17 protein-coding genes and 1 pseudogene are annotated in these 20,413 nt (G+C 62.2%); 10 read left to right on the top strand and 8 right to left on the bottom strand.

The genetic code is table 11. The features are described from left to right. Positions 1 to 132: 132 nt before the first annotated feature. The 4 genes from CMG77_RS11325 (at position 133) to CMG77_RS11310 (ending at position 4,362) form a co-directional block, all read left to right on the top strand. Positions 133 to 1,296: a TonB-dependent receptor plug domain-containing protein gene (locus tag CMG77_RS11325; RefSeq protein ID WP_286904516.1), complete on the top strand. Its 1,164-nt coding sequence runs from the start codon at positions 133 to 135 to the stop codon at positions 1,294 to 1,296. After that, complete coding sequence (locus CMG77_RS11320; RefSeq protein ID WP_286904514.1) at positions 1,193 to 2,107, top strand: TonB-dependent receptor domain-containing protein; 915 nt, start codon at positions 1,193 to 1,195, stop codon at positions 2,105 to 2,107. Before CMG77_RS11325 ends, CMG77_RS11320 begins: the two co-directional genes overlap by 104 nt. Before the next feature lie 322 nt (positions 2,108 to 2,429). Next, entirely contained in the window at positions 2,430 to 4,070 is a 1,641-nt protein-coding gene (locus CMG77_RS11315) for a PepSY-associated TM helix domain-containing protein (RefSeq protein ID WP_286904513.1), read from the top strand. Between the two features lies 1 nt (position 4,071). Next, positions 4,072 to 4,362, top strand: a complete 291-nt coding sequence (locus tag CMG77_RS11310; RefSeq protein WP_170162944.1) for a DUF3325 family protein — start codon at positions 4,072 to 4,074, stop codon at positions 4,360 to 4,362. 12 nt (positions 4,363 to 4,374) lie between these two features. Here CMG77_RS11310 and CMG77_RS11305 read toward each other — a convergent pair whose 3' ends face one another. The 8 genes and pseudogenes from CMG77_RS11305 to CMG77_RS11280 all read right to left on the bottom strand — a co-directional run bounded on the left by CMG77_RS11305 (position 4,375) and on the right by CMG77_RS11280 (position 13,533). Continuing rightward, on the bottom strand, positions 4,375 to 5,205 hold the full coding sequence (locus CMG77_RS11305; protein ID WP_502691874.1) for a sugar phosphate isomerase/epimerase family protein: 831 nt from the start codon (positions 5,203 to 5,205) through the stop codon (positions 4,375 to 4,377). Further along, positions 5,205 to 6,470, bottom strand: coding sequence for a DUF6005 family protein (locus CMG77_RS11300; RefSeq protein WP_286904509.1), 1,266 nt, complete (start codon positions 6,468 to 6,470; stop codon positions 5,205 to 5,207). The genes CMG77_RS11305 and CMG77_RS11300 overlap by 1 nt, the downstream gene beginning before the upstream one ends. Position 6,471: 1 nt before the next feature. After that, positions 6,472 to 6,750 (bottom strand): AMP-binding enzyme, encoded by a 279-nt coding sequence (locus tag CMG77_RS15930; RefSeq protein ID WP_353743482.1) that lies wholly within the window; start codon positions 6,748 to 6,750, stop codon positions 6,472 to 6,474. 40 nt (positions 6,751 to 6,790) lie between these two features. Beyond that, positions 6,791 to 7,456: pseudogene (locus CMG77_RS15925) on the bottom strand (AMP-binding protein). A gap of 280 nt (positions 7,457 to 7,736) precedes the next feature. Then, complete coding sequence (locus CMG77_RS11295; RefSeq protein WP_286904507.1) at positions 7,737 to 9,524, bottom strand: IucA/IucC family protein; 1,788 nt, start codon at positions 9,522 to 9,524, stop codon at positions 7,737 to 7,739. Further along, positions 9,517 to 11,334: an IucA/IucC family protein gene (locus CMG77_RS11290; protein ID WP_286807170.1), complete on the bottom strand. Its 1,818-nt coding sequence runs from the start codon at positions 11,332 to 11,334 to the stop codon at positions 9,517 to 9,519. Before CMG77_RS11290 ends, CMG77_RS11295 begins: the two co-directional genes overlap by 8 nt. Positions 11,335 to 11,443: 109 nt before the next feature. Further along, positions 11,444 to 12,784, bottom strand: coding sequence for an MATE family efflux transporter (locus CMG77_RS11285; RefSeq protein ID WP_286807169.1), 1,341 nt, complete (start codon positions 12,782 to 12,784; stop codon positions 11,444 to 11,446). Continuing rightward, positions 12,781 to 13,533: a response regulator transcription factor gene (locus CMG77_RS11280; RefSeq protein WP_286807168.1), complete on the bottom strand. Its 753-nt coding sequence runs from the start codon at positions 13,531 to 13,533 to the stop codon at positions 12,781 to 12,783. Before CMG77_RS11280 ends, CMG77_RS11285 begins: the two co-directional genes overlap by 4 nt. 416 nt (positions 13,534 to 13,949) lie before the next feature. Here CMG77_RS11280 and CMG77_RS11275 point away from each other — a divergent pair, with 416 nt between their 5' ends. The 6 genes from CMG77_RS11275 to CMG77_RS11250 all read left to right on the top strand — a co-directional run. Then, positions 13,950 to 14,942: a retropepsin-like aspartic protease gene (locus CMG77_RS11275; protein ID WP_286876394.1), complete on the top strand. Its 993-nt coding sequence runs from the start codon at positions 13,950 to 13,952 to the stop codon at positions 14,940 to 14,942. A 454-nt stretch (positions 14,943 to 15,396) separates the two neighbouring features. Beyond that, entirely contained in the window at positions 15,397 to 16,146 is a 750-nt protein-coding gene (ubiE, locus tag CMG77_RS11270; protein ID WP_286807166.1) for a bifunctional demethylmenaquinone methyltransferase/2-methoxy-6-polyprenyl-1,4-benzoquinol methylase UbiE, read from the top strand. A gap of 1 nt (position 16,147) precedes the next feature. Beyond that, entirely contained in the window at positions 16,148 to 16,771 is a 624-nt protein-coding gene (locus CMG77_RS11265; protein WP_286807165.1) for a ubiquinone biosynthesis accessory factor UbiJ, read from the top strand. Between the two features lie 2 nt (positions 16,772 to 16,773). Further along, positions 16,774 to 18,438: a ubiquinone biosynthesis regulatory protein kinase UbiB gene (gene ubiB, locus CMG77_RS11260; RefSeq protein ID WP_286807164.1), complete on the top strand. Its 1,665-nt coding sequence runs from the start codon at positions 16,774 to 16,776 to the stop codon at positions 18,436 to 18,438. A 125-nt stretch (positions 18,439 to 18,563) separates the two neighbouring features. Continuing rightward, complete coding sequence (locus tag CMG77_RS11255) at positions 18,564 to 19,538, top strand: substrate-binding periplasmic protein (RefSeq protein WP_286807163.1); 975 nt, start codon at positions 18,564 to 18,566, stop codon at positions 19,536 to 19,538. Positions 19,539 to 19,568: 30 nt separating this feature from the next. Continuing rightward, a partial coding sequence (locus CMG77_RS11250) for a transporter substrate-binding domain-containing protein (RefSeq protein ID WP_286904503.1) occupies positions 19,569 to 20,413 on the top strand: 845 nt, incomplete at its 3' end.

Raw genomic sequence — 20,413 nt, 5'->3', positions numbered from 1 at the left:
TTTTCATCAAGAGTTCTACGTCCGGACAACAAACAGATCAAGAAAACGTAACAACTGTAACAATCGTTTACAGCGCCACACACGTTAATGATAATGCTTCTTTTTTAGATTTATTGAAAAGGAAGCTCCCTCATGATCGCACCCAATGCCTCCCGTCTGAGTCCACTCGCCCTGGCCATTGCCCTGGCGCCGCTGGGTGCCGTCGCACAAAACGTCACGCCCGACGCCGACCCACAGCAGCACAACCGCACCCTGATCAGCGAAGAACTGGTGGTCGTTGGCCAGCCGCTGGACAGCCTGATGAACAGTGACGATATCGAGCGCAAACAGGCCAATGACCTGGACGATATTTTCTCCGGCGTGTCCTCTGTGCTGGTGGGTGGCTCCGTGGGCGCCGCCCAGAAGATTTATGTGCGCAACCTCGGCGAAGACACCCTGAACATCATGGTGGACGGCGCCACCCAGTCCGGGGTGACCTATCACCACACCGGCCGGATTTCCGTCGAGCCCGAACTGCTCAAGCAGGTGCGGGTACAGGTGGGCGCCGGCGATGCCACCAATGGCCCCGGCGCCCTGGGGGGCGCCATCCGGTTTGAGACCAAGGACCCCGAGGATCTGCTCGGTTCCGACAATTTCGGCGCCCTGCTGAAAACCGGCTACTTCTCCAATACCGAAGGCACCAAAAACAGCGCCACGGTCTATGGCCGCTTTAACGATACCCTCAGCGCCATGGCCAGTTATGTGGACGCCGACCAGGACAATATGGAAGACGCCAAGGGCAATGAGTTGCCCGGCACCAACTCCGATCAGGGCCTCGGCTTCGTCAAACTGGTGGGCGATCTGGGNGCGGGCCACAGGCTGAGCCTGAGTCACGANCGCCTGACCGAGGAGGGNGAAAAGCTGACCCGCCCNGAGTGGGGCCAAGGCCCCAACAACCCGCTGCGCGANCTGGAGTTNGAGCGCGAAACCAGCACNCTGAAATANCAGTGGGANGCNCCGGGCAATNAGGCGCTGTTGGTGGANGCCAATGTNTACGCCACCGAGTTCAACATCTACCGCCCCTGGGACAACTACACCAGCACCGTGGACACTCAGGGCTTTACCCTGGGCAACACCAGCAAGCTGGCCGGTCACAGCGTGGAGTANGGNGTGGANTATCGGGACGATGANGTGACCGCNGGNGAGGCGGACGATGCCAACCCCTTTACCGAAACCAGTGANGTNCTGGGNCTGTTTGTGCAGGATCGCTACCAGGCCACCGATCAGATTGCTGCTGAGTTTNGGNACCCGCTATGANGANTTTGAAGCGGTGGATAANGAAGGCAACGAATTTANCGAAGAAGGTTTCAGCCCCAACCTGGGTTTCTCCTTTGNGGCGACCCGTCGACTCACCNTCAGCGGNGGCTACGCCGAAGCCCTGCGCGGNGTGGANACCAATGACGGNTTCAAANTGTTTGGCACCACCAATGACCCGGACCTGAAAGCCGAGCGCGCCAAAAACCTGGAGTTNGGTGCGGACTACGAACTCGGACGCTTNNTNTTCTCCGCNGGGGTNCACGATGTCACCATTGAAGATGCCATCGGTAACGCGGTGCCCTGGTCCCGTCACTATGAAAACCTGGGCGATCTGGAATCCGAGGGTTATACCCTGGGCCTGACCTACAGTGGCCAGCGGCTGTTCTCCAAGTGGACCTTCCTGGACACCACCGCCGAAATTGATGGCGAGCAGGTCACCCGCTACTCCTACGGCTACCTGGGCACCTCCACCGGTGACACCCTGTCGATCGATACCTCCTACCAGATCACCGACGGACTGGACGCTGGCTGGATNGCCACNNTGGTCGAGGGCATGGANGACATTTATGTCGTCGCGGCGGATGCGACNNTCGATAAACCCGGCTACGGCGTGCACGATTTTTATCTGCACTGGGAGCCGCGNGTCTCCGAAAACCTGAGCATGACACTCACGGTGAAAAACGCCTTCAACAAACAGTACCTGGACCACGGCAGTATCGAGGACTTCACTCACGTTCCCGATTACGACGGCATNGTCGGNTACCCGGCGCCGGGTCGNGACNTTCGNCTGAGNCTGGCTNTGCGGTTCTGATCAGGGAGNAAANCGATATGGCCCGATCCACCGCTCACACGCCCTTNNTGCTGGACGTNCTCTCCCGNAGCCTGGCGGCNCTGCTCGGCGGTTACGNNCTGAGCGTGGCGCTGCCNGTGCTGGTGGGTTTGCTNNTNCCGNNGGAGCGNGGCCCGGCGACGGTGACGGCCCTGCTCCTGAGNTTTCTGGTGTACACCGGNGCCTTTCTCTGGGCNTTCGGNGTNCGCAGCCACNGGCGCGCCTGGAGCGGTCTGCTGNTCCCGGCGCTGCTCTGCGGNGGGCTCGCTACCCTCTGGTTGACCCTGNTGNGTGACCCGGCNTTATGAAATCCGCGTTTCGCGCCTCAATGGCCTGGTTACATCGATGGGCAGGCATTATTTTCAGTGCCCTGATGTATTTTATTTTCGTCACCGGCACCACCGGATTTTTCCATTTCGAAATGGACCGCTGGATGGAGCCGGAACGCCCGCTGGCGATGCACTGGACCGACGACGGTTTTCCTTCAGCCGACACCCATCATTACACGGCCTATACCAACCAGGGCGAATTAACCCTGTCCACCCGGACGTTGATTGAACTCGGCACCGAACGCCTGCAACAACAGGCGCATCCCGAATCGGTCTGGTGGGGTATCATTCTGCCNACCGCGCGCAACGGCAATTTNTGGGTGGAGTGGCAGCCGCCTCGCGGCCCCAACGGAGAGCGGACGGAACGGGAAGCGGAGTATCTGGATTTTCACAACGGTGAGCCGCTTTGGATACAACCCCGAGACACCGGGGGCGGTATGGCCCTCTATCGATTGCACTGGCGCCTGCATTATCTGCCGGACACCGCGGCCTATTGGATCGTCGGACTGTGCACCCTGTTGATGCTGGTCGGTCTGGTTTCTGGAGTNATCATTCATCGACGCATTTTCCGGGAGTTTTTCACCCTGCGGTTGTTTCGCCGCGCCCGCTCCTGGCTGGACCTGCACAACCTGAGCAGCGTTCTGGCCCTGCCGTTTCAGATCATGATCGTCTACAGTGGCCTGGTATTTTTTGCCGTCACTTTTATGGAGCCCATCGTCACCTCCCGCTACGGTGATGAAGGCACCCGGACCTTTTACAAGGAAGCCTACCCGGAGGCCGAGNCGGACGCGAAAACCGGAGAGAAAGCGGACAGCGTGGCCATTGCGCCCTTGCTGGAGCAGGCTCAGGCGGAGACCGGCCAACGAATCGAACAGNTTTACCTGCTCCACCCGGGTGATAAAAATGCCCGGCTATCGNTTTATCTGCCAGAACCCTCACCGGGACACTATGAAGGCAAACCCCACAAACTGTTGTATCGGGCCAGCACCGGTGAACGACTCGACGGGGGCGAACAACAGTACGGTGGTGCCGCCTCGGTGGAAAAAACGCTGATCGCGTTGCACGAGGGGCTGTTTGCCGACTGGCCACTGCGCTGGCTGTACATTCTGTGCAGTCTATTGGGCATTATCATGATCGCCACCGGTGCCCTGTACTTTGTGAAAAAACGCACCGCCAGCCGCCCCAATGAGTACGCCAGGGTGGAGCGTTTTTACGCGGCGGTTATTCTCGGTTTGCCACTGGCAATATCCGTTTATTTTTGGAGTAATCGACTGATATCCACCGACGTTGCAACGCGGGCCGACTGGGAAATGCACAGCCTGTTTCTGGCGTGGCTGGTCAGCGGTGTCTTCGCCTGGCTTCGACCCAGAACCGCAATCTGGCGGGAACTATTGGTTCTGAATGCCCTGGGCTGGGGTCTGTTGCCTGTGGTCAACGCATTGACCACCGACCGCCACCTGGGTATCAGCCTGGCCGTGGGCGACTGGGTGCTCGCCGGTTTTGACCTGACCGCCCTCGCTCTGGCGGCGAGCTTTGCCCTGATGGCGGGGTGCGGCTATCGCCAGATTTCGGCCAGCATACGCGTCGGTCATGCGACCGCCATTCGGGAGGCCTGAAATGACTGGCGTGGTGATCACACTGTTTGTCTCGCAACTGTTGCTGGCCCTGTCCCTGCCCTCTCACTTGCGCACCCTGAACCCCGTCCTGGCCCGAAACCCGGCCCGGTTCCGGCGCCTGGCATTGGCGTTGCGCGGCGTCGGTTACCCGCTCCTGGCCGGCTCGACCGCGCCCGCCGTAGTTCACTGGGGAGCCGCGCTGGGGCTCACCTACTGGTTCGGCCTGTTTGCGCTCACGGGGCTGAGTGCGGCACTTGGGCTGGAGTTTCTCAATCGCCGCCACGCCCGCTGATTGGTTCGACACTCAGGCATGGCATAACCGCTCCGTCTGCAGGCGCAGAATCTGCTGGCTATCCCGGGCAATCACCTCGAAGGGGGCGGGCCCGAACCACTCCAGGGAGGCCGAGTGCACCCGCCCGTCGGGCAGGCTGTTCAGAAAATGGGCNAAGTCACAGGCGCCCTCGAACAGCGGCACCATTCCGGCTCGGCTGCCCGCCGCAGAATAGACATTGTCAGGGGCGAATTCCGGCAGGTACTGACGGTGACGGATGTTCTTCAGGTGCAAGTGCTGCACCTGAGGGGCGAGCGTCCGCCAGGCGCGCACCGGGTCTTCCCCGGCCTCCCAGATATGCAGTACGTCCAGATTCACTTTCAGGGCCGGATGATCCACCGCCGCCAGCAGCTCCCCGGTCGCCTCGGTGGTATCGGCCCCGGTATTCGGGTGGGTTTCCAGTAGCAGGGTCATGCCCGCCTCTTCCGCCCGCAGGCAATAATCGCGCAGGCGGCAGACCAGGGCGTGCCAATCGGCGGCCGTGCATTCGGCACTGGCTTTTTTCCCGGCGAATACCCGGATTTTGCGGGTGTTCCAGTGACGGGCCAGGGTGCACAGCTCGCGCAGCTTTTCCCGTCCCTGGGGATAGGGCCCGGCAAAGGGCAGGTAGTCACTGAGCATACTCACCCCCAAGCCCATGGCCTCGAGCCAATCGCCGTTCAGCGCCGGCTGGTGCTTCAGACCCCGGGCGTGGGCCGCCCAGAGTTCGATGCCGTCCAGCCCGGCCCCGGCGGCAAAGGTGGCCAGCTCCGGCAGGGAGACCAACTGGTGGCGAAAACTGATGGTACACAGGGACAGGTGCATCATAGGGCCGCTACCTCCCGGGACACCGATCCGCGGATCGACGACTGTTTGCGCCAGTCGTTAAAGGCGTGAAACAGGGCGCGCTTGATCCGGTATTCCCGCTGATGCTGTTCGGCGATCCGGCGCGAAAGCCGGGCGAAATCGTCCCTCGTCCGGGTGTGCGCGACTTTGTTGGCCCGATACAGAACGGCGTCGTAGCCTTTGACCAATGCCTCGATCTCATCGCACCAGTGCTCGAACTCGTCCGCCGGGCGCTCCAGCGCCCGCCAGAAATAGGCCAGGCCGTGTTCGTAGGCGTACTTGCGAATGGCCAGCACCGGCAGCTCCGCCAGGGCCGAACCCAAACGATCCAATGGCTGCTCGCCCGCCTCGGGCAGATGACGGCGCACCACCTGTTCCACCGCCTGGGTCAGGGTGTTGACGGTGGGCTGGAAGCAGACCTCGAAATACGCCGCCACCGCTTCCGGCTCCGGCGCGTGCAAATGGCAGGTATCCAGGCAGACACCACCGGCCACGGCGGGTGACTCCACCGCGTGCAACACCCTCCGACGATCCAGGCTGCCCTCCCAGCGAAAGTCCGGGTCCCACATCCAGAGCCGGTCCGGATCGGCGTCGTTTTCCAGCAGAACATAGTGCGGAAAAGGGTTGAGCTGGAAGCGGTTTTCCCGCTCGGGGAGCCGGTACAGGTCCAGCATCACCATCAGATGCTCCCGAGGTTTGCGCTGCGCCAGGCGGGTTTCCANGGTGGCAATATTGTGGGCCTTGCTCAGTGCCGGGTCATACCAGGGGGAGACCTCCGCCCCGTACAGACGCTCGAACCAGGTCAGGAAAAACCCGTGGTCCACCGCCTCGTCGTGGTAGCGCAGTCGCGCCTGATCGTCGACAAACACCTCCGCGTCCCAGACGCCAAAATACAGCGGGCGGTGGTCAAGCCCCCTCGCCTTGATCGGGTGGCACAGGCAACTGACCACACAGTGCACTTTGACATCCAGTTCCGGCTCGCCGACCGTGTCGTTGGCCGCCGTCGGTCGCACCAGCACTTCCAGATCGCTCACCCGTTCCAGATCGCCGGCGCTCAGTGCTTCCTCCGGCAGTGCATAGCCGCACTCGTTTTCCAGCAGCACCAGCAGTTGCATCAGCTCCACCGAATCGAGCCCGAGCTGGTACGTCAGGTGACTGTCCGGCGAGAGATCCTCGCAGGGTATTCGAGGCAGGTATCGGGTCATCAGGTCGCGCAGTTGACGAACAAAGGTTTCACTGGCCATCTCAAGCCACCCCCTGTGCGGCGTCGGCGGCAAACTGCNCGGCCAGTTGCCGACGGCTGACNTTGCCGTTGGGCAGACGNGGTATCCGCTCGCGGTGGTAAAACCGGCTGGGCCATTGATGGCTCGCCAGNTGCTGGCGACAGAAGGCTCGCAGGTCGGCATCACCCAAGGGCGAGGCCCCGGTGTAGACCGCCGCCACCCGCTCCCCCGCCAGNGGGTCGGGNTGNTTGAANACCACCNCCTCGCGGATNCCNGCGTGGCGCATCAGNNNGTTTTCCACCTCNTGGGGATAGACGTTGAAACCGGCGGNGATGATGGTGTCATCCANACGNCCGCAGAANCGCAGGCGCCCCTGNTNNTCCAGATAGCCGGCGTCGCCGGTGGCGATGCGTCGCCCCTGCTGAACGACCANNACCTCNTCGGGNNCNTCCGGGNCNGNNCCCGCCTGCAACTGNGCANTGCCCCAGNGGCATGCCCATNATGTCCGCCCGCTCCGGNTGCCNGGCCANCGCCACGCAGCCNGCNTCGGAGCANCCNTACTGCTGCCAGAGNTTNTCGGTTTTGCCGCGCACCTCNTCGAACCAGGCTTCGGGCATGACGCTGCCNGAGGTCATCACNCCGTNNAGNGNCTCGCCCGGNGGCCAGAGCATCATCAGNGTGCGGATAAAGGTGGGCGAGCTGTACAGCAGNGGCCGGGATTCCGCGCGCAACANNTTCAGCAGGTACTTGGGATTCCAGCCGGTGACGATGCGCGGNNCCACNCCCCGGTCCAGGGCCGCGAGCACGCCGCAGATCAGNCCNTAGGAATGNCTGATGGANCAGGCCACCACNGGNACNACCTCNGGGGGCAGNTCGAGCGCCTGATGGTAATGGGTGATTTCGGTNTCGATNTCNGACCAGGTGCGCTCAATGGGTTTGGCTTCACCGGTGGTGCCNGAGCTGAACTGAATCAGGGTGCCNTCCNGANCCGACNNCGTGACNCTCAAGCGGGACAAGCTGNTCCGCNCTCTGCCAGATCANGCCGTCGCAGTGCAGCGCCCGGGCNTTCTCCAGNGCNGTNGCCCGGGGCGTGTCCGCNGGTANCGGCGCGATGGACAGGTTNTGTTGNCGGGCNTAGAGCACCAGGGCCAGCCANTCGACCGAATCGTGGGTACAAACGGCCAGNCGNCGACCGGANANNGNCGNGAGNGCCCNGGTCAACNGNCGCCAGCGCGCCTNGATANTGNCCCGGTCATAGGGNCGATCATTGAGATAAAACAGCATGGCTCACGCCTCCTTCCGAGCGNTTTCCGATAGTGGGTTGAACACGCGATGGTGGTATTCGGGCNGCACGCCGCAGAGTTTTTTGCGCANCAGGGATTCCACCTGAACCATGGGTGCCCGATAGCCCAGAGCCCGAAGGCGNGCCGGATCGCAGTGGCCACCGCCGGCGTAACGCGCCAGGCAGGCANGCACCAATTTCCAGAAACGGGGTTCGGGTAATCGGTAATGGGTCTCGCACAGGGCGGCGAGCTCCGAGAGCTGGAAAACGAACAGGGTATCCATCACCAGTTCGCGCAGGGCCTCCACCGAGTCCATCCAGTAGTACTCATTGGGCCGGGCATCGGCGTACCGTGCNTGGCGGCGGAACGCTGGTGCCGCGTCCGGGGTGGCGAGAAAGTTTTCCACGTACTCCACNCTCTCGTGAAANTCCCGGGCCGCCAGCCANTGNGGCCAGCCGTCACGATGGACCAGCAACAGGTTCTGGCCGTGGGCTTCCAGCGCGATGCCGTGACGGGCCAGCAAGTGCCAGACCGGCAGGATCAGGGTGTCGAACAGGCGGGTCAGCCAGGGCTCCAGGCCATAGGCGTTTACCCAGGGGTCGATAAAGGGTTTGCCATCGGACTCCATCAGCGCCAGGGCCTGGGCCGGCACGGCCCGCTCGCCGGGGGCCAACCGGGACGGCAGGCTTTCGCGCCAGAGCGCACCCAACTGACAGATACCCGGCTCAGACGGGCTCAACAAACCGGTCTCCTCCACCCGCAAACCCGCGTATTCCCGCAGGATCACCAGAGGTTGCTGTTGAAAGAAGACATCACCCGCCACCGTTTCGGCCAGCCAGTCAGACAGAACCGGGCCGGAGTCGATACCATGGCTCAGCAGGTGACGCCGCGAGGAGGTGAGCACGATATCCAGGGGCAGCTTGAGATCACCCCGTTCCGGCCGGGAATCATTCATCAGGGTGCGCATGGATTGGCTGACTCGGTAGTCATCTCCGGGCTGCCCCAGGTCGACCAAAAGGGGACGGAAGCCCTGAGTGCGCGGCACTATCCGGTGCTGCCACTGCCAGGGGTGTACCGGTACAAACACCCGCTGTTCCGGATCCACGCCCCGAGCCCGGCAGCGGGCGCGTAGCGCCTGAAACAGCGCCGGTCCCAGCTCACGAAAAGCGAAAGTATCCGGGTCCTGAGCCGCGCCGGCGCCGAGAACCCGCTCGCGGGGAACGGCAATCCAGTGCGGGCGCACCGGGNCGGCGGCTTCGGGGCTGTAGCGTTGGTAGTCGGCTTCACTCAGGCCGATGCGCGCTTTGAAACAGGGATGGTAGGGATGCCCCTCGCGAAGGGCGCCCTCCAGCGCAACCAATGGCAGCTCCCGACGCACTGCCAGCGGTGGCAACTCNCGCGCATTCCACTGACACCAGATCCGGGTCTGATTCAANTCCCGGGTCAACGCCTGTTTGCGCTCGGCGTCGCCGGGCAGGCAGGCCAACAATTGACGCAGTACCTCCTCCAGCTCCGGCCGGCGGGCGACAGGTTGGATCCGGGTCAATTCCGCCAGCTGCAACCGGATGCGCCCAAAGCCGCGCACCCGCCCCGGGCAGGTGTAATCCGCGTTTCCCAGGCTGAAGTACAGGGTATCCCAAGTCGACGCGGTCTCCCGGGCTGGAACGACAATGTAGTCGAGCAGTCCCTCGAACAGGGCGGCCTCCAGCGTTTGCCGTAGAATCCTCGGCAGAGCATCAACGGCCACCGACGACGCCTGTTGTGGAACGCTGAGCGCCAGAGCTTCAGACATGGACCGCCTCCTCAAGAGGGCGCTCGATCCGCGCGGCTACACAGAGCGGATTGTCGATGGTGGTATAGGCGGCCAACTCCATATCGGCCTCCAGCTCGTCGATATCCTCCACCCGGGTCAACAGGTTGGCTTTCGCCGGCAACTGAGTCTGGGTCAACCAGCGCTCAATCAGGACCCGACCATTGCCGGATAGTGTCAGACGCAGCGCCTCCAGCTTGTCCCGCACCCGCTCGATCAGCTCGGCCTCCGCCAGCAGGCCATCGGCGCCCAGCCGATTCACCACGGCGAACACCTGATTGACCAGCAGGTAATAACCGAAGCGGTCCAGAATGGCATCCGTGGGGTAAAACAGATCGCTGTCGGCATCCAATGTCGGCTGCCATTGCAGGAGCTTGGGCTTTTGTTGCTCGTCCAGATAGAAGCCCTGGTTGTCCCGGTAGTAGTAGGTCTCCGGGTAGCCGTCGGCCAGCCGTAGCAGGCTGTTCTGCTGATGGGCTTCCAGGGCGATGCCATGGTGGTCGAACAACACCAGGCAGGGCTCCACTGCGCAGTGCCAGTAGGCATCAAACCAATCCCGGGCGACCGCACCCGGCGCCCGGCCCTCCTCCAGCGCCAGCCGCTCGATCAGTTCCGAGAGCACGGCGCGGCGCTGGCGGGGGTGCCAGGGTTCCTGCACCAACGCCGCCAGACACAGCACCGATTGATCACGCCCGACACCAAAGGGGTTTTCCCGCACGATGGCCTCAAAGCCGCTATCGCCCCCCTCAGGGTCGCGCAGCGTCAGGTAGGCCGGGTCAGCAATCACCTGAAAACGGGGAAAGCGCCGGGAGAATTGCAGGTTGTGCAGCAGACCGGCCATCAGCACCCCCGCGCGCAGCTCCCGCACCTTGTTCTGCCGAAGGGAGTTGGTGATTTTCACGGGCAGGGAGAGCTTGTACATCCAGGGCGCGTCCCGGTGGTAGACGGTGCGCACCGAGGAGGTGGCCGTGAAGGTGTGCCCGAGCGGGCCCAGGTAGCGCAGCCGACCGGCCTCCTGCCAGGCCTGAACCCGGGGCTGGGCGAGCAACCAGTGGGCCTGCAGCGGGTGGACGGGAATCAACACCTCGTCCGGGCCGATCGACACCGAATGGTCGCTCTGCATCAGCGCTTCACTTACGAGGCTCTCAGCGGACTGGGGCAACAGGGACTGCTGTTCGACCCAGTCCTGGTGCACGGCCACATAATGCAACTGAAACTGGCCCTCCAGCTCCGGCGTGATCAGGGGATGCTGCCAGTCAAGAATGCCCTGCCGGCTCTTCGGGGTGGGGTGCAACCAGTGGCCCAGCACCAGGCTCTGCTCCGCGCGGCAAAAGCTCAAGGGCGCCCGGTAGGGCTGCGACCAACGGGTTTCCAGATAACGCAAGGTGTTCTGCAGGCTATCGGTCAACCGGTGGGTCAGCTCCAGTTGCCGACGCTTGAGCCCGGCGCCGGGCTGGGCGTTGCGCTCGTGGAACAACTCCTTGACCAGCAGCAGGAGCGTGCTCCAGAACCCCTCCTGTCGCCGTTGTGCGCCCTGCTGGCAGAAGACAGCCTCGATGCGCTGGCGCCCGACCCGGGAGCGATAACTCACCAGCAGCCACAGGGTAAGCTCCTGCCGCGGCAGGGTCAGCTGTAGCAGGGACTTACCGGTCAGCAGCGTCTGCGGCAGAAGGGCCCGGGTCTGGGGCGTATCCGGGCTCAGCCAGCGCCCGCCATCCACTTCCCGCAGATAACAATTGACGAATGCCTGAAAGCTGGCGTACTCGGCCAGGTGTCGCGCAAAATCGGCCATAACAGAGTCCTCGTTGCCAATCCGATGAGGGAGGAGTTACGGCCGATTATATGCGAACAATTCTCAATGTCATTTGGTTTTACAATTGTTACGGTTTCTGGCAGCTCAATCATTGCCGCAGTGGAAGAAGGCGCCGAAACGTGGTTTTGTCCGTCAACATTCCCAGCGCCAACCCCAGGGTCAGCAGCTCTGCCAGCGGCAGAGCCCACAGGAATGACACCTGGTCGCGCCAGGGGAAGAGCAGCGCCAGAAACACCAGAGGAAGGACCAGGCTACGCGCCAACGCGAGTAGCGCCGAGCGGCGCGGCTGCCGGCAACCGGTGAACCAGGCGGACAACACCAGGTTGAGCCCGGTCAACAGAAGCACCGGGGCGATCACCGGCCAGAAGCGGGCGGCATAATTTGCCGCTGGCCCCTCGAAGAACCAGTTGCTCAAGGCCGGCCCTCCCAGGAAGACCAACGTCCACAACAGCAGCCCCTGGGTGGCCGCCAATCCCAGCCCGTAGTCCCGGAAGCGCCGGGCCCGGACCGGCTGCCCCGCGCCCAGGTTCTGGCTGGCCAGCACATGCACCACTTCGGCCACCGCGCAGGCGAGCATGACATTGAGCAACAGGGCATAGTGAATCAGGGCAAAGCCGGACACGGCCGCCACACCGCCGGTCAGTGCCAGCAGCCAGTGCAACACGAACAGCACCACCCCCGCCGACACCTCGTTCAGAAACTCGGAAAAGCCGTTGCCGCAGAAAGCGCGCAAGCGTCGCCAGGAGAGCCAGCCCGGCCGCAGGCGCAACGGCGTACGACCACTGTGCAGCAGGTGTAACAGCACCAGGCACTGGGTCAGTTGGGCCGCCACCGTGGCGCCAGCGGCGGCGCGCAAGCCCCAGCCCAGGACCGCCAGCCCAAGCACATCCAGCAGGATGTTCACCAGCGCGCCGAGCACCAGGGCACGACTGGCCCGTTGGGGCTCGCCCGCCACCCGCAGAAAATAGTAAAGCACCACTGCCACACTCTGGGGCGCCTGGCCGAGCAGCACCAGTTGGAAATAGGGTTTCACCAGCGGCTGCAGCCGCTCCGGCACGGCCAGCCAGTGCAACAGATAGTCGCCAAACGTCAGGCCGAGCAGCGTCACGGCAACCCCAAGCACCAGCGCCAGACACACACAGGCCGAGAACACCCGGCTGGCCGCGTCTCGTCGGCCCGCGCCCAGGTAGTGACCGGCCACCACGCTGGCGCCAATGGCCAGCATCAGCACGCTGCCAAACAGTAGAATCCAGAGCGGAATCAGCAGATTGACCGCCGCCAGCGCATCGGCACCCAGCCATTTACCCACCATCAGTCCGTCCACCACCGCCGCGCTGGTCAGGGCCAGCAAGCCCAGAGTGGAGGAGCCCACATAGCGCAGGAAGGTGGGCAGGGCCGGTGCGTCGAGGGCCGCCTCGCCCCGGCTCATCCTTGCACCGCCCGATCAAGACCCGCTGACGCTCGGCTGGACAATAGCGACAGCCGGTAGCCCTGTCCGCGCACCGTCTCCACCGCATCGGGCGGCATACCCGTCGCGATCAGTTTGCGACGGACCCGGCTCAGGTGCATATCGATGCTGCGGTCGTCCCGGCAATAGGATTTATTCAGCACCCAGCGGTGCAGCTCGGATTTCTTCAACAGGGTGTTGTGGTGCTCCGCCAGACACCACAGGAGTTTGAACTGGATGGCGGTCACCCGCAGGGGGCGGTCGTCGTAGCGAACCGACGCATCCTCGCGACTGAGGGACAAAGGCCCCACCACCAGTCTCTCCCGGCCCGGGTCGGCCGGCATCGGTGGGCGCTTCCGGCGCAACAGTGCCTCGGCCCGCAACTGCAGCTCCAACAGATCCGCCGACTTGGCGACAAAGTCATCGGCGCCGCGCCGAAAGGCGTCGATACACAGCGCGGGCTCATCGGCCAGAGCAATGACGGGCGTCGCCTGCCATTGACGCAACTCGGCCAGGAGCTCCCAGGGGTCGAGCGCCGAGACATCGACGTCGAGCAACAGCAGGTCGGCCTCGGTGTTGAGCACGCAGTCCAGCGCCTCACGACCGGCCCGGCAGACCACCAGCGACCAGCCCCGCGCGCGCAAGGTCGCATGTACCCGCGCCTGTAAGGTCGAGGTTTGCCCTACCCACAGCACCCTGATCTCGGATGGTCGATTCGCCCACGTTTCCATTGTGCCTCCATCGCTCTTTGTCAATAATGCGAATCATACTCATTATTAAATAAAGAGCAATAGAAGCCGGTCACAAATTTGGTTACCCTTAGCCTTCACCCGACCCCGGTATCCTTATGAGCACTCAGCCTCCATTTCGACCGCTGCTGCTGGCGAGCCTACTTCTGGCCACCGGGCTGGCGGGCGGTTGGTGGCTGCGCGGAGCACTGGCGCCCGTTCCGGTCGAGGCGACCAGCCTTGCAGAACCGAGCAAGTCCGCATCGGGTTCGCCCCTCGTCAGGCCACTCTCATCACCGCCAGTGCGAGACTCATCCGTTACCTCGCCCTCCCTCAATACGCTTGAGGCGGCGACACTTCCGGACGATCCAGTTTCTGCCAACGAAGCGCCTCCCCAGCCCGCCGACTGGGCTGAGGAGATGCACGCACTTCTGGACCAGCAGGCGTTCAATGCCGCCATGGGGCTCTACCAGGAGGCGGAGCGGCAGGATTCGGCCCTGGCGGGTCGGCTGCGGGAGTTGGTGCTGGAGTATCTGGAGGACTATCTGCGCGCGGGCGATGACTACGCGCTGACCGCGTTGGCCGACGCCTTTTTGTCGGTGCACTACGATGATATTGACGTGTTGCTTCTGCTCGCCCGCCACCAACTCCAGTCCGACTACTGGGCCGAAGCGGCGCGCACCTTCCAGCTCACCTTCGCCTACAGCGCCACCCAGCCCGGACAACGCAGCCGCGTGAGTCAGGCGTTTGAACAATTTGTCCGGCAGGTGGACGATCAACTGGTGGGCGCGCAGCGTTGGCAGAGCCTGCTGGGCTTTTACGAGACCCTGGAACAGCTGGACCTGGGGGGTGCCGAGCAGCGCCTGCGTCTGGGCGAGCTGCACCTGCACCACGGCGACACCACCTATGGCCGGAGCCTGCTGGAAGCGCTGACGTCCCACTCCACCCTGGGCGCCCGCGCCACGGCCCTGCTCAACCACACCACACCGCCCCCGGTGGCCGAGCGGCGCCCGCCCCCACCGGTGGGCAGCATTGAGCTGGACACCATCGGCAGCCATTACCTGCTACCGCTCGGGCTGGATAGCCGGGAAGAGGTACGCTTGGTAATTGATACCGGGGCCAGTCTGACGACATTAACTCAGCGCAGTTTTGATCGAATCAGCGCTTCGGTACGTTTTACCGAGTTAGGGCCGCAGATGTTCAATACCGCCAGCGGCACCACCCGGGGGATGGTGTATCGGGTGGACAGTGTCCAGATTGGTGATCACCGACTGAGGGATGTGCCCGTGGCAGTGTTGGATTTCAATACGCCCGATAATGTGGATGGGCTGCTTGGCATGAATGTTTTGAGCCAGTTTCGATTTGAGGTGGATCAGGACGACGAGGTTTTGTTGTTGCAGCCGCGGCAATAGTCGCTCGGCAATGATTGCCATATTTGACTTGATGGTTACGGCGGGTGCGCTTCGCTTACCCGCCCTACGGAGGTTTATGCCGCTGCGCTCGGCCGTAGGGCGGGTAAGCCGAAGGCGCACCCGCCGTAACAGACGGTACTGCACACAACGGGCGCTCCAATACAACGTCCCGACCCGATGGCAACGGCGGATGCGGGCTTTGCCCTTATCCGCCCTACGCCACTAGCACCAAAAACAACTTTCCGCTTGGCACTGAGGGACGGGGAGGGGTAGACCTTCTCAAGACCGTAAGCGGAGGGACTCCGCGCGTCGAGCCCCCAGGGATGGGTTCACGGCGTGTCTTGAGAAGGTCTACCCCTTCCCGGCCCGGTCGTAATGCTCCCGCCGAACATACTGCAGGGCCCGCTTAGCGTGTACAATGTTGGCCCTGTGAATTCCGATGATGGACGAGCTCATGAGTAAGAAGAGAACCACCGATTTTGGCTACGAGCAGGTGGCCGTTGAGGAAAAAGCCGGCCGAGTGGCGAATGTGTTTCACTCCGTCGCGGCCCGTTATGACCTGATGAACGACCTCATGTCCGGCGGCGTCCACCGGTTGTGGAAGCGGTTTACCATCGAACTGGCGGCGGCCCGTCCAGGACAGACCATCCTCGACATTGCCGGCGGTACCGGAGACCTGAGCTACGCCTTTGCCAAAAAAGTCGGGCCGGACGGCCTGGTGGTGCTCGCCGACATCAACGAATCCATGCTCAACGTGGGTCGCGATCGGCTGACCGACCGGGGCATCGCCGGCAACCTGCAATACGCCCAGGCCGACGCCCAGTACCTGCCTTTCCCGGACAACACCTTCGACTGCATCACCATCGCCTTTGGTCTGCGCAATGTCACCGACAAGGACCTGGCACTGCGCTCCATGTTGCGGGTGCTCAAACCCGGTGGGCGGCTGTTGGTGCTGGAGTTCTCCAAACCGCAGAACCCGCTGCTGGAAAAAGCCTACGACACCTACTCGTTCAAGCTGCTGCCCTTCATGGGCAAAGTGGTCGCCAACGATGCCGACAGCTATCGCTACCTGGCCGAGTCCATCCGCATGCATCCCGACCAGGAAACCCTGAAGGGCATGATGGATGCCGCCGGCTTTGTGAACACCGAGTACCACAACATGACCGGTGGCGTGGTGGCCCTGCACAAAGGCATCAAGCCCTGATATGGATGCCACGCTGACCACCGCTGCCCTGACGGCCGCCGAAACCATTGTCCAGCGCGCCCTGCGCTATGACCCCGCCAGCCGGCTCGCACTCAGCAAGCTCGAAGGGCAAGTGCTGGCGCTGAACTTTACGCAACCCGAGTGGACGGTGTACGTCCTTCCCGGAGAAGGCCTGAGTTTCAGCAGTCACTGGGAAGGCGATATTCAAACGCGACTGACCGGCCCACTGAAAAACTTTATCGGTCTGGCGCGCGGCGAACAGACCAGTCTGGCGGGCTCCGGTGTGCAGTTGGAAGGCAGCCCCCATCTGGTTCAGTCACTGCAACGTATTCTCGGGCAACTGGATATTGACTGGGAAGAAGCCCTGAGTGAAGTGCTCGGCGATGTACTCGGTCATCAGGGCGCGGAACTGCTGCGCTCGGGAGGCCGTTGGCTAAAGGCGCGAGACAGCCAGGCCCGTCGACTGCTGGGCGAGTTCATTACCCAGGAGGCGGGGCTGGTTCCCGGTCGCGCCGAGCTGGACAATTTCTATCGGGAAGTGGACGAGCTGGCCTTGGCGCTGGAGCGCACCGAAGCGAGAATTCAACACTTGCAGACTCTTTTGCACCGAACCACTAAGGACTAAGCGTGTTAGTCGTACTCCGTCGCCTGCTCACCATCAGTTTCGTCATCTGGCGCTACCGCCTGGATCTGTTGATTCCGCCCGGTCAGTTGCCCTGGTATGTGCGGCTGTTCCTGCTGCCGTGCAAACTCAAACCTGCCGGCAAGATGACCCGGGGGGAACGACTGCGCCGGGCGCTGGAAGACTTGGGCCCGATTTTCATCAAGTTTGGTCAGCTGCTCTCAACCCGTCCTGATCTGGTTCCGCCGGACATGATGGACGATCTGAATCGACTGCAGGACAAGGTGCCGCCGTTCGACAAGTCCGAATTTCGTGCTCTGGTTGAGCGGGGCCTGGGGGAAAGCGTCGATACCGTGTTTGCCAGCTACGAGCAGGAGCCGCTGGCTTCGGCGTCGGTGGCCCAGGTGCACGGCGCCACCCTGCACAATGGCCAACGTGTGGTCATTAAAATTGTCCGCCCCGGTATCGAGCGGATCATCGAGCAGGACGTTCGTCTGCTGATGATGATCGCCCGACTGGTGGAGCGTTACAGCATCGACGGCAAACGCCTGCACCCGGTGGATGTGGTACGCGACTACCGCAATACCATTTTCGATGAGCTGGATCTGCAACGCGAAGCGGCCAATGCCTCCCAGCTTCGGCGCAATTTCGATGGCTCTGCGCTCCTGTATGTCCCGGAAATCTACTGGGACTACACCCGCAATAACGTGCTGGTGATGGAGCGCATTCACGGCATTCCCGTGACCCATATTGATGAACTTCACACCCAGGGCACGGACATGAAAGCGCTGGCCGAACGCGGTGTGGAGATATTTTTCAAGCAGGTATTCGAGCACAATTTTTTCCACGCGGACATGCATCCGGGCAACATTTTTGTCGCCACTGAAAACCCGGAATACCCCAAGTACATTGCCGTGGACATGGCCATTGTCGGCTCCCTGACCCGGGAAGATCAGTACTACCTGGCGCGCAACCTGCTCGCCATGTTCCGGCGCGACTACCGGCAGGTCGCCGAGCTGCACGTGCAAAGCGGCTGGGTCCCCGAGGGCACCCGGGTCGAGGAACTCGAAGCCGCGGTGCGCACCGTGTGCGAGCCCATTTTTGAAAAACCGCTGAAAGACATTTCGTTCGGGCACCTGTTGATGAGTCTGTTCCGCACCGCGCGTCGGTTCGATATGGAAGTCCAGCCGCAACTGGTGTTGTTGCAGAAAACCCTGCTCAATATTGAAGGGCTGGGCCGCCAGCTCTATCCGGACCTGGATCTTTGGGTCACCGCCCACCCCTTCCTCGAGCGCTGGCTGAAAGATCGCTTCCACCCCAAAGCACTGTGGGGACAATTCCAGCGCTACGCGCCGGAGTGGATGGAAAAATTTCCGCAGGTACCGGAACTGATTTTCGGTGGCCTGCAACAACTGCAGAGCCTCAGCAAGGTATCCCACCACCTGGAAGCCCAGACCCAGGAGCTGCAGCGCCAGCAACAGAACCGGCGCCGCGGACGTCGGCGTACCGTGATTGCCACCCTGGCACTGATCGGCTCCGGTATTACCGCCTGGCCCCATTTAGGCGGCCCCCTCACCGCCTGGGCCGAGCGCATTGACTGGGGGCAAATTCCCCCGGAGAGCTGGGCCTTGTTGACCCTCGGTTTGGCGGTCTTGATCCTGCGTAAATAAAGGTTGATTATTGCGCCACTTCTTGTGGCTTTTCTCCCGGCGATAGGCTACTGTTGATTAGAGCTGACAAAACGAAGGGGCACCCATAGCCCCCGTCAACACAACGTCGTGACCGAGAGTGAGACATGCCTGATTTTTGCGCAACCGGCCGCGCCTGCGCGTCCCGCTGGTTGTCCCTGCCTGCCCTTTGGCTGACCGCAACCCTCGCCCCATTGGCCAGTGAAGCCGCCTGTACGCTGCGCGATGGCGAGGATGTACCGAGCGTCCTGTTACCACTGCGCCATGAAGCAAGGCACGACCACCGCAGTTACTATGAAGACTTGCTGCAACTGGCCCTGGATAAAACCGAAACCGAGTACGGTCCCTGCCGGGTGACCGTTCCGGAAGGCTACAAACCGCAAGTGCGCCGCTACCTCGACCTTGAACGTAAAACCGGCGCCGACATCATTGATGCCACGGCAACGCCGGAACGCAGCGAGCGCTTTCGGGAGGTACCGGTACCGCTGCTGAAGGGATTGATGGGTTACCGACTGTTTTTTATCCGGGAATCAGATAAAGAAGCCTTCTCCAACATCCAATCCCTGGATGACCTGCGCACATTTCGGGCCGGACAGGGGGAAAACTGGTTTGATGCCACGCTGCTGAAAGCCCACGACATCCCTGTGGTCACCGCACCGAAATACGAATCCCTGTTTCGTATGCTGCAAGCGGAGCGGTTCGATTTTTTCCCCCGCGGCGCTCAGGAAATTCTCGATGAGCAGGCCAATTTTGATACCGAGGGTTTGATCATTGAACAGGATTTACTGTTGGCCTATCCCTCTCCGGTTTATTTTTACGTTCACAAAGACAATGTCGCGCTGGCGGACCGGGTGGAAACCGGCTTGCGACGAGCCATGGACGATGGCTCCTTCGATCAGTTTTTCAATGACCACCCCATAATTCGCGAAGTGTTTACCGAGCTGAACCTGTTTGAGCGAACCACCCTCTACCTGTGTCACCCCCACCACCGGGATCCGGCTTTGCTTCAGCGGCCCGATGCCTGGATTCGGCCCTGGCCAAAACGCTTGTGTGATAATGCGAGTATTCCTACACTTGATTAGTCCGATTTCCTTGTGGAGCCATCATTCACCGTGAGCCAGCCTTTGCCACCGTTACATCAGGAGGCTTCCCTCTCTGACCAGGGCTGCCCAGGCACGTCGCAAAGCCGGTGGTTTTTTCAGGCGCTGGCGGCTCTCATAACGAGCCTGCCCTTTCTCCTTCTCAGTGTCCCGGCCAGCGCCGCCTGCCAACTGAGCCCCGGCACGACCACGGATCAACTGGTACTCCCGCTACGTGAAGAAGTCCGCCACGACCACTACAACTACTTCGCCCAGCTGCTACAACTGGCGCTGGATAAAACCGCCCAGGATCATGGTCCCTGTGAAGTCATTCTGTCTGAACAGGCCAAACCCCAGGCGCGCCTGTATCAGGAACTGTCCCGCCAGGAAAACATTCACATCATTGACGCCACGGTCATGCCCGAGCGTGACGAGCGCTTCCGGGCCATTCCCTTTCCCCTGCTGAAAGGTCTGATGGGGTACCGCATTGCGTTTATCCGGGCCGATGATCAACCCCGGTTTAACCAGGTGGAAACCCTGGAAGACTTGCGCGCATTTCGGGCCGGACAAGGGGAGCGTTGGTTCGATGTGCAGGTACTGCGGATGCACGGGATTCCCGTCACCACCACCAGTAAATACGAGTCCCTGTTCCGGATGCTGCGGGCGGGGCGTTTTGATTTCTTTCCGCGCGGGGCACAGGAGGTGATGAGTGAAGCGGAGAGTTTTGACATCAGCGGCCTGACTGTTGAGTCGAGCCTGGTTCTGGCCTACCCCTGGCCGGTGTACTTTTACGTCAACAGAGAGCATACCCTGCTGGCCGAACGGGTCGAGGAAGGTCTGAAGCGCGCGCGAGCCGACGGCTCATTCGATGAATTTTT

Source organism: Marinimicrobium sp., assembly GCF_002695945.1.
Classification (GTDB): Bacteria; Pseudomonadota; Gammaproteobacteria; order Pseudomonadales; family Cellvibrionaceae; genus Marinimicrobium; species Marinimicrobium koreense.
This window is presented reverse-complemented; position numbering and strand designations above follow the sequence as displayed.

Excerpts from the sequence above, each read along its gene's own strand:
- CMG77_RS11310 (WP_170162944.1), top strand. The coding sequence starts at position 4,072 with ATGACTGGCGTGGTGATCACACTGTTTGTCTCGCAACTGTTGCTGGCC.
- ubiE (WP_286807166.1), top strand. The coding sequence starts at position 15,397 with ATGAGTAAGAAGAGAACCACCGATTTTGGCTACGAGCAGGTGGCCGTT.
- CMG77_RS11280 (WP_286807168.1), bottom strand. The coding sequence starts at position 13,533 with ATGGAAACGTGGGCGAATCGACCATCCGAGATCAGGGTGCTGTGGGTA.
- CMG77_RS11275 (WP_286876394.1), top strand. The coding sequence starts at position 13,950 with ATGCACGCACTTCTGGACCAGCAGGCGTTCAATGCCGCCATGGGGCTC.
- CMG77_RS11255 (WP_286807163.1), top strand. The coding sequence starts at position 18,564 with ATGCCTGATTTTTGCGCAACCGGCCGCGCCTGCGCGTCCCGCTGGTTG.
- CMG77_RS11265 (WP_286807165.1), top strand. The coding sequence starts at position 16,148 with ATGGATGCCACGCTGACCACCGCTGCCCTGACGGCCGCCGAAACCATT.
- CMG77_RS11290 (WP_286807170.1), bottom strand. The coding sequence starts at position 11,334 with ATGGCCGATTTTGCGCGACACCTGGCCGAGTACGCCAGCTTTCAGGCA.
- CMG77_RS11285 (WP_286807169.1), bottom strand. The coding sequence starts at position 12,784 with ATGAGCCGGGGCGAGGCGGCCCTCGACGCACCGGCCCTGCCCACCTTC.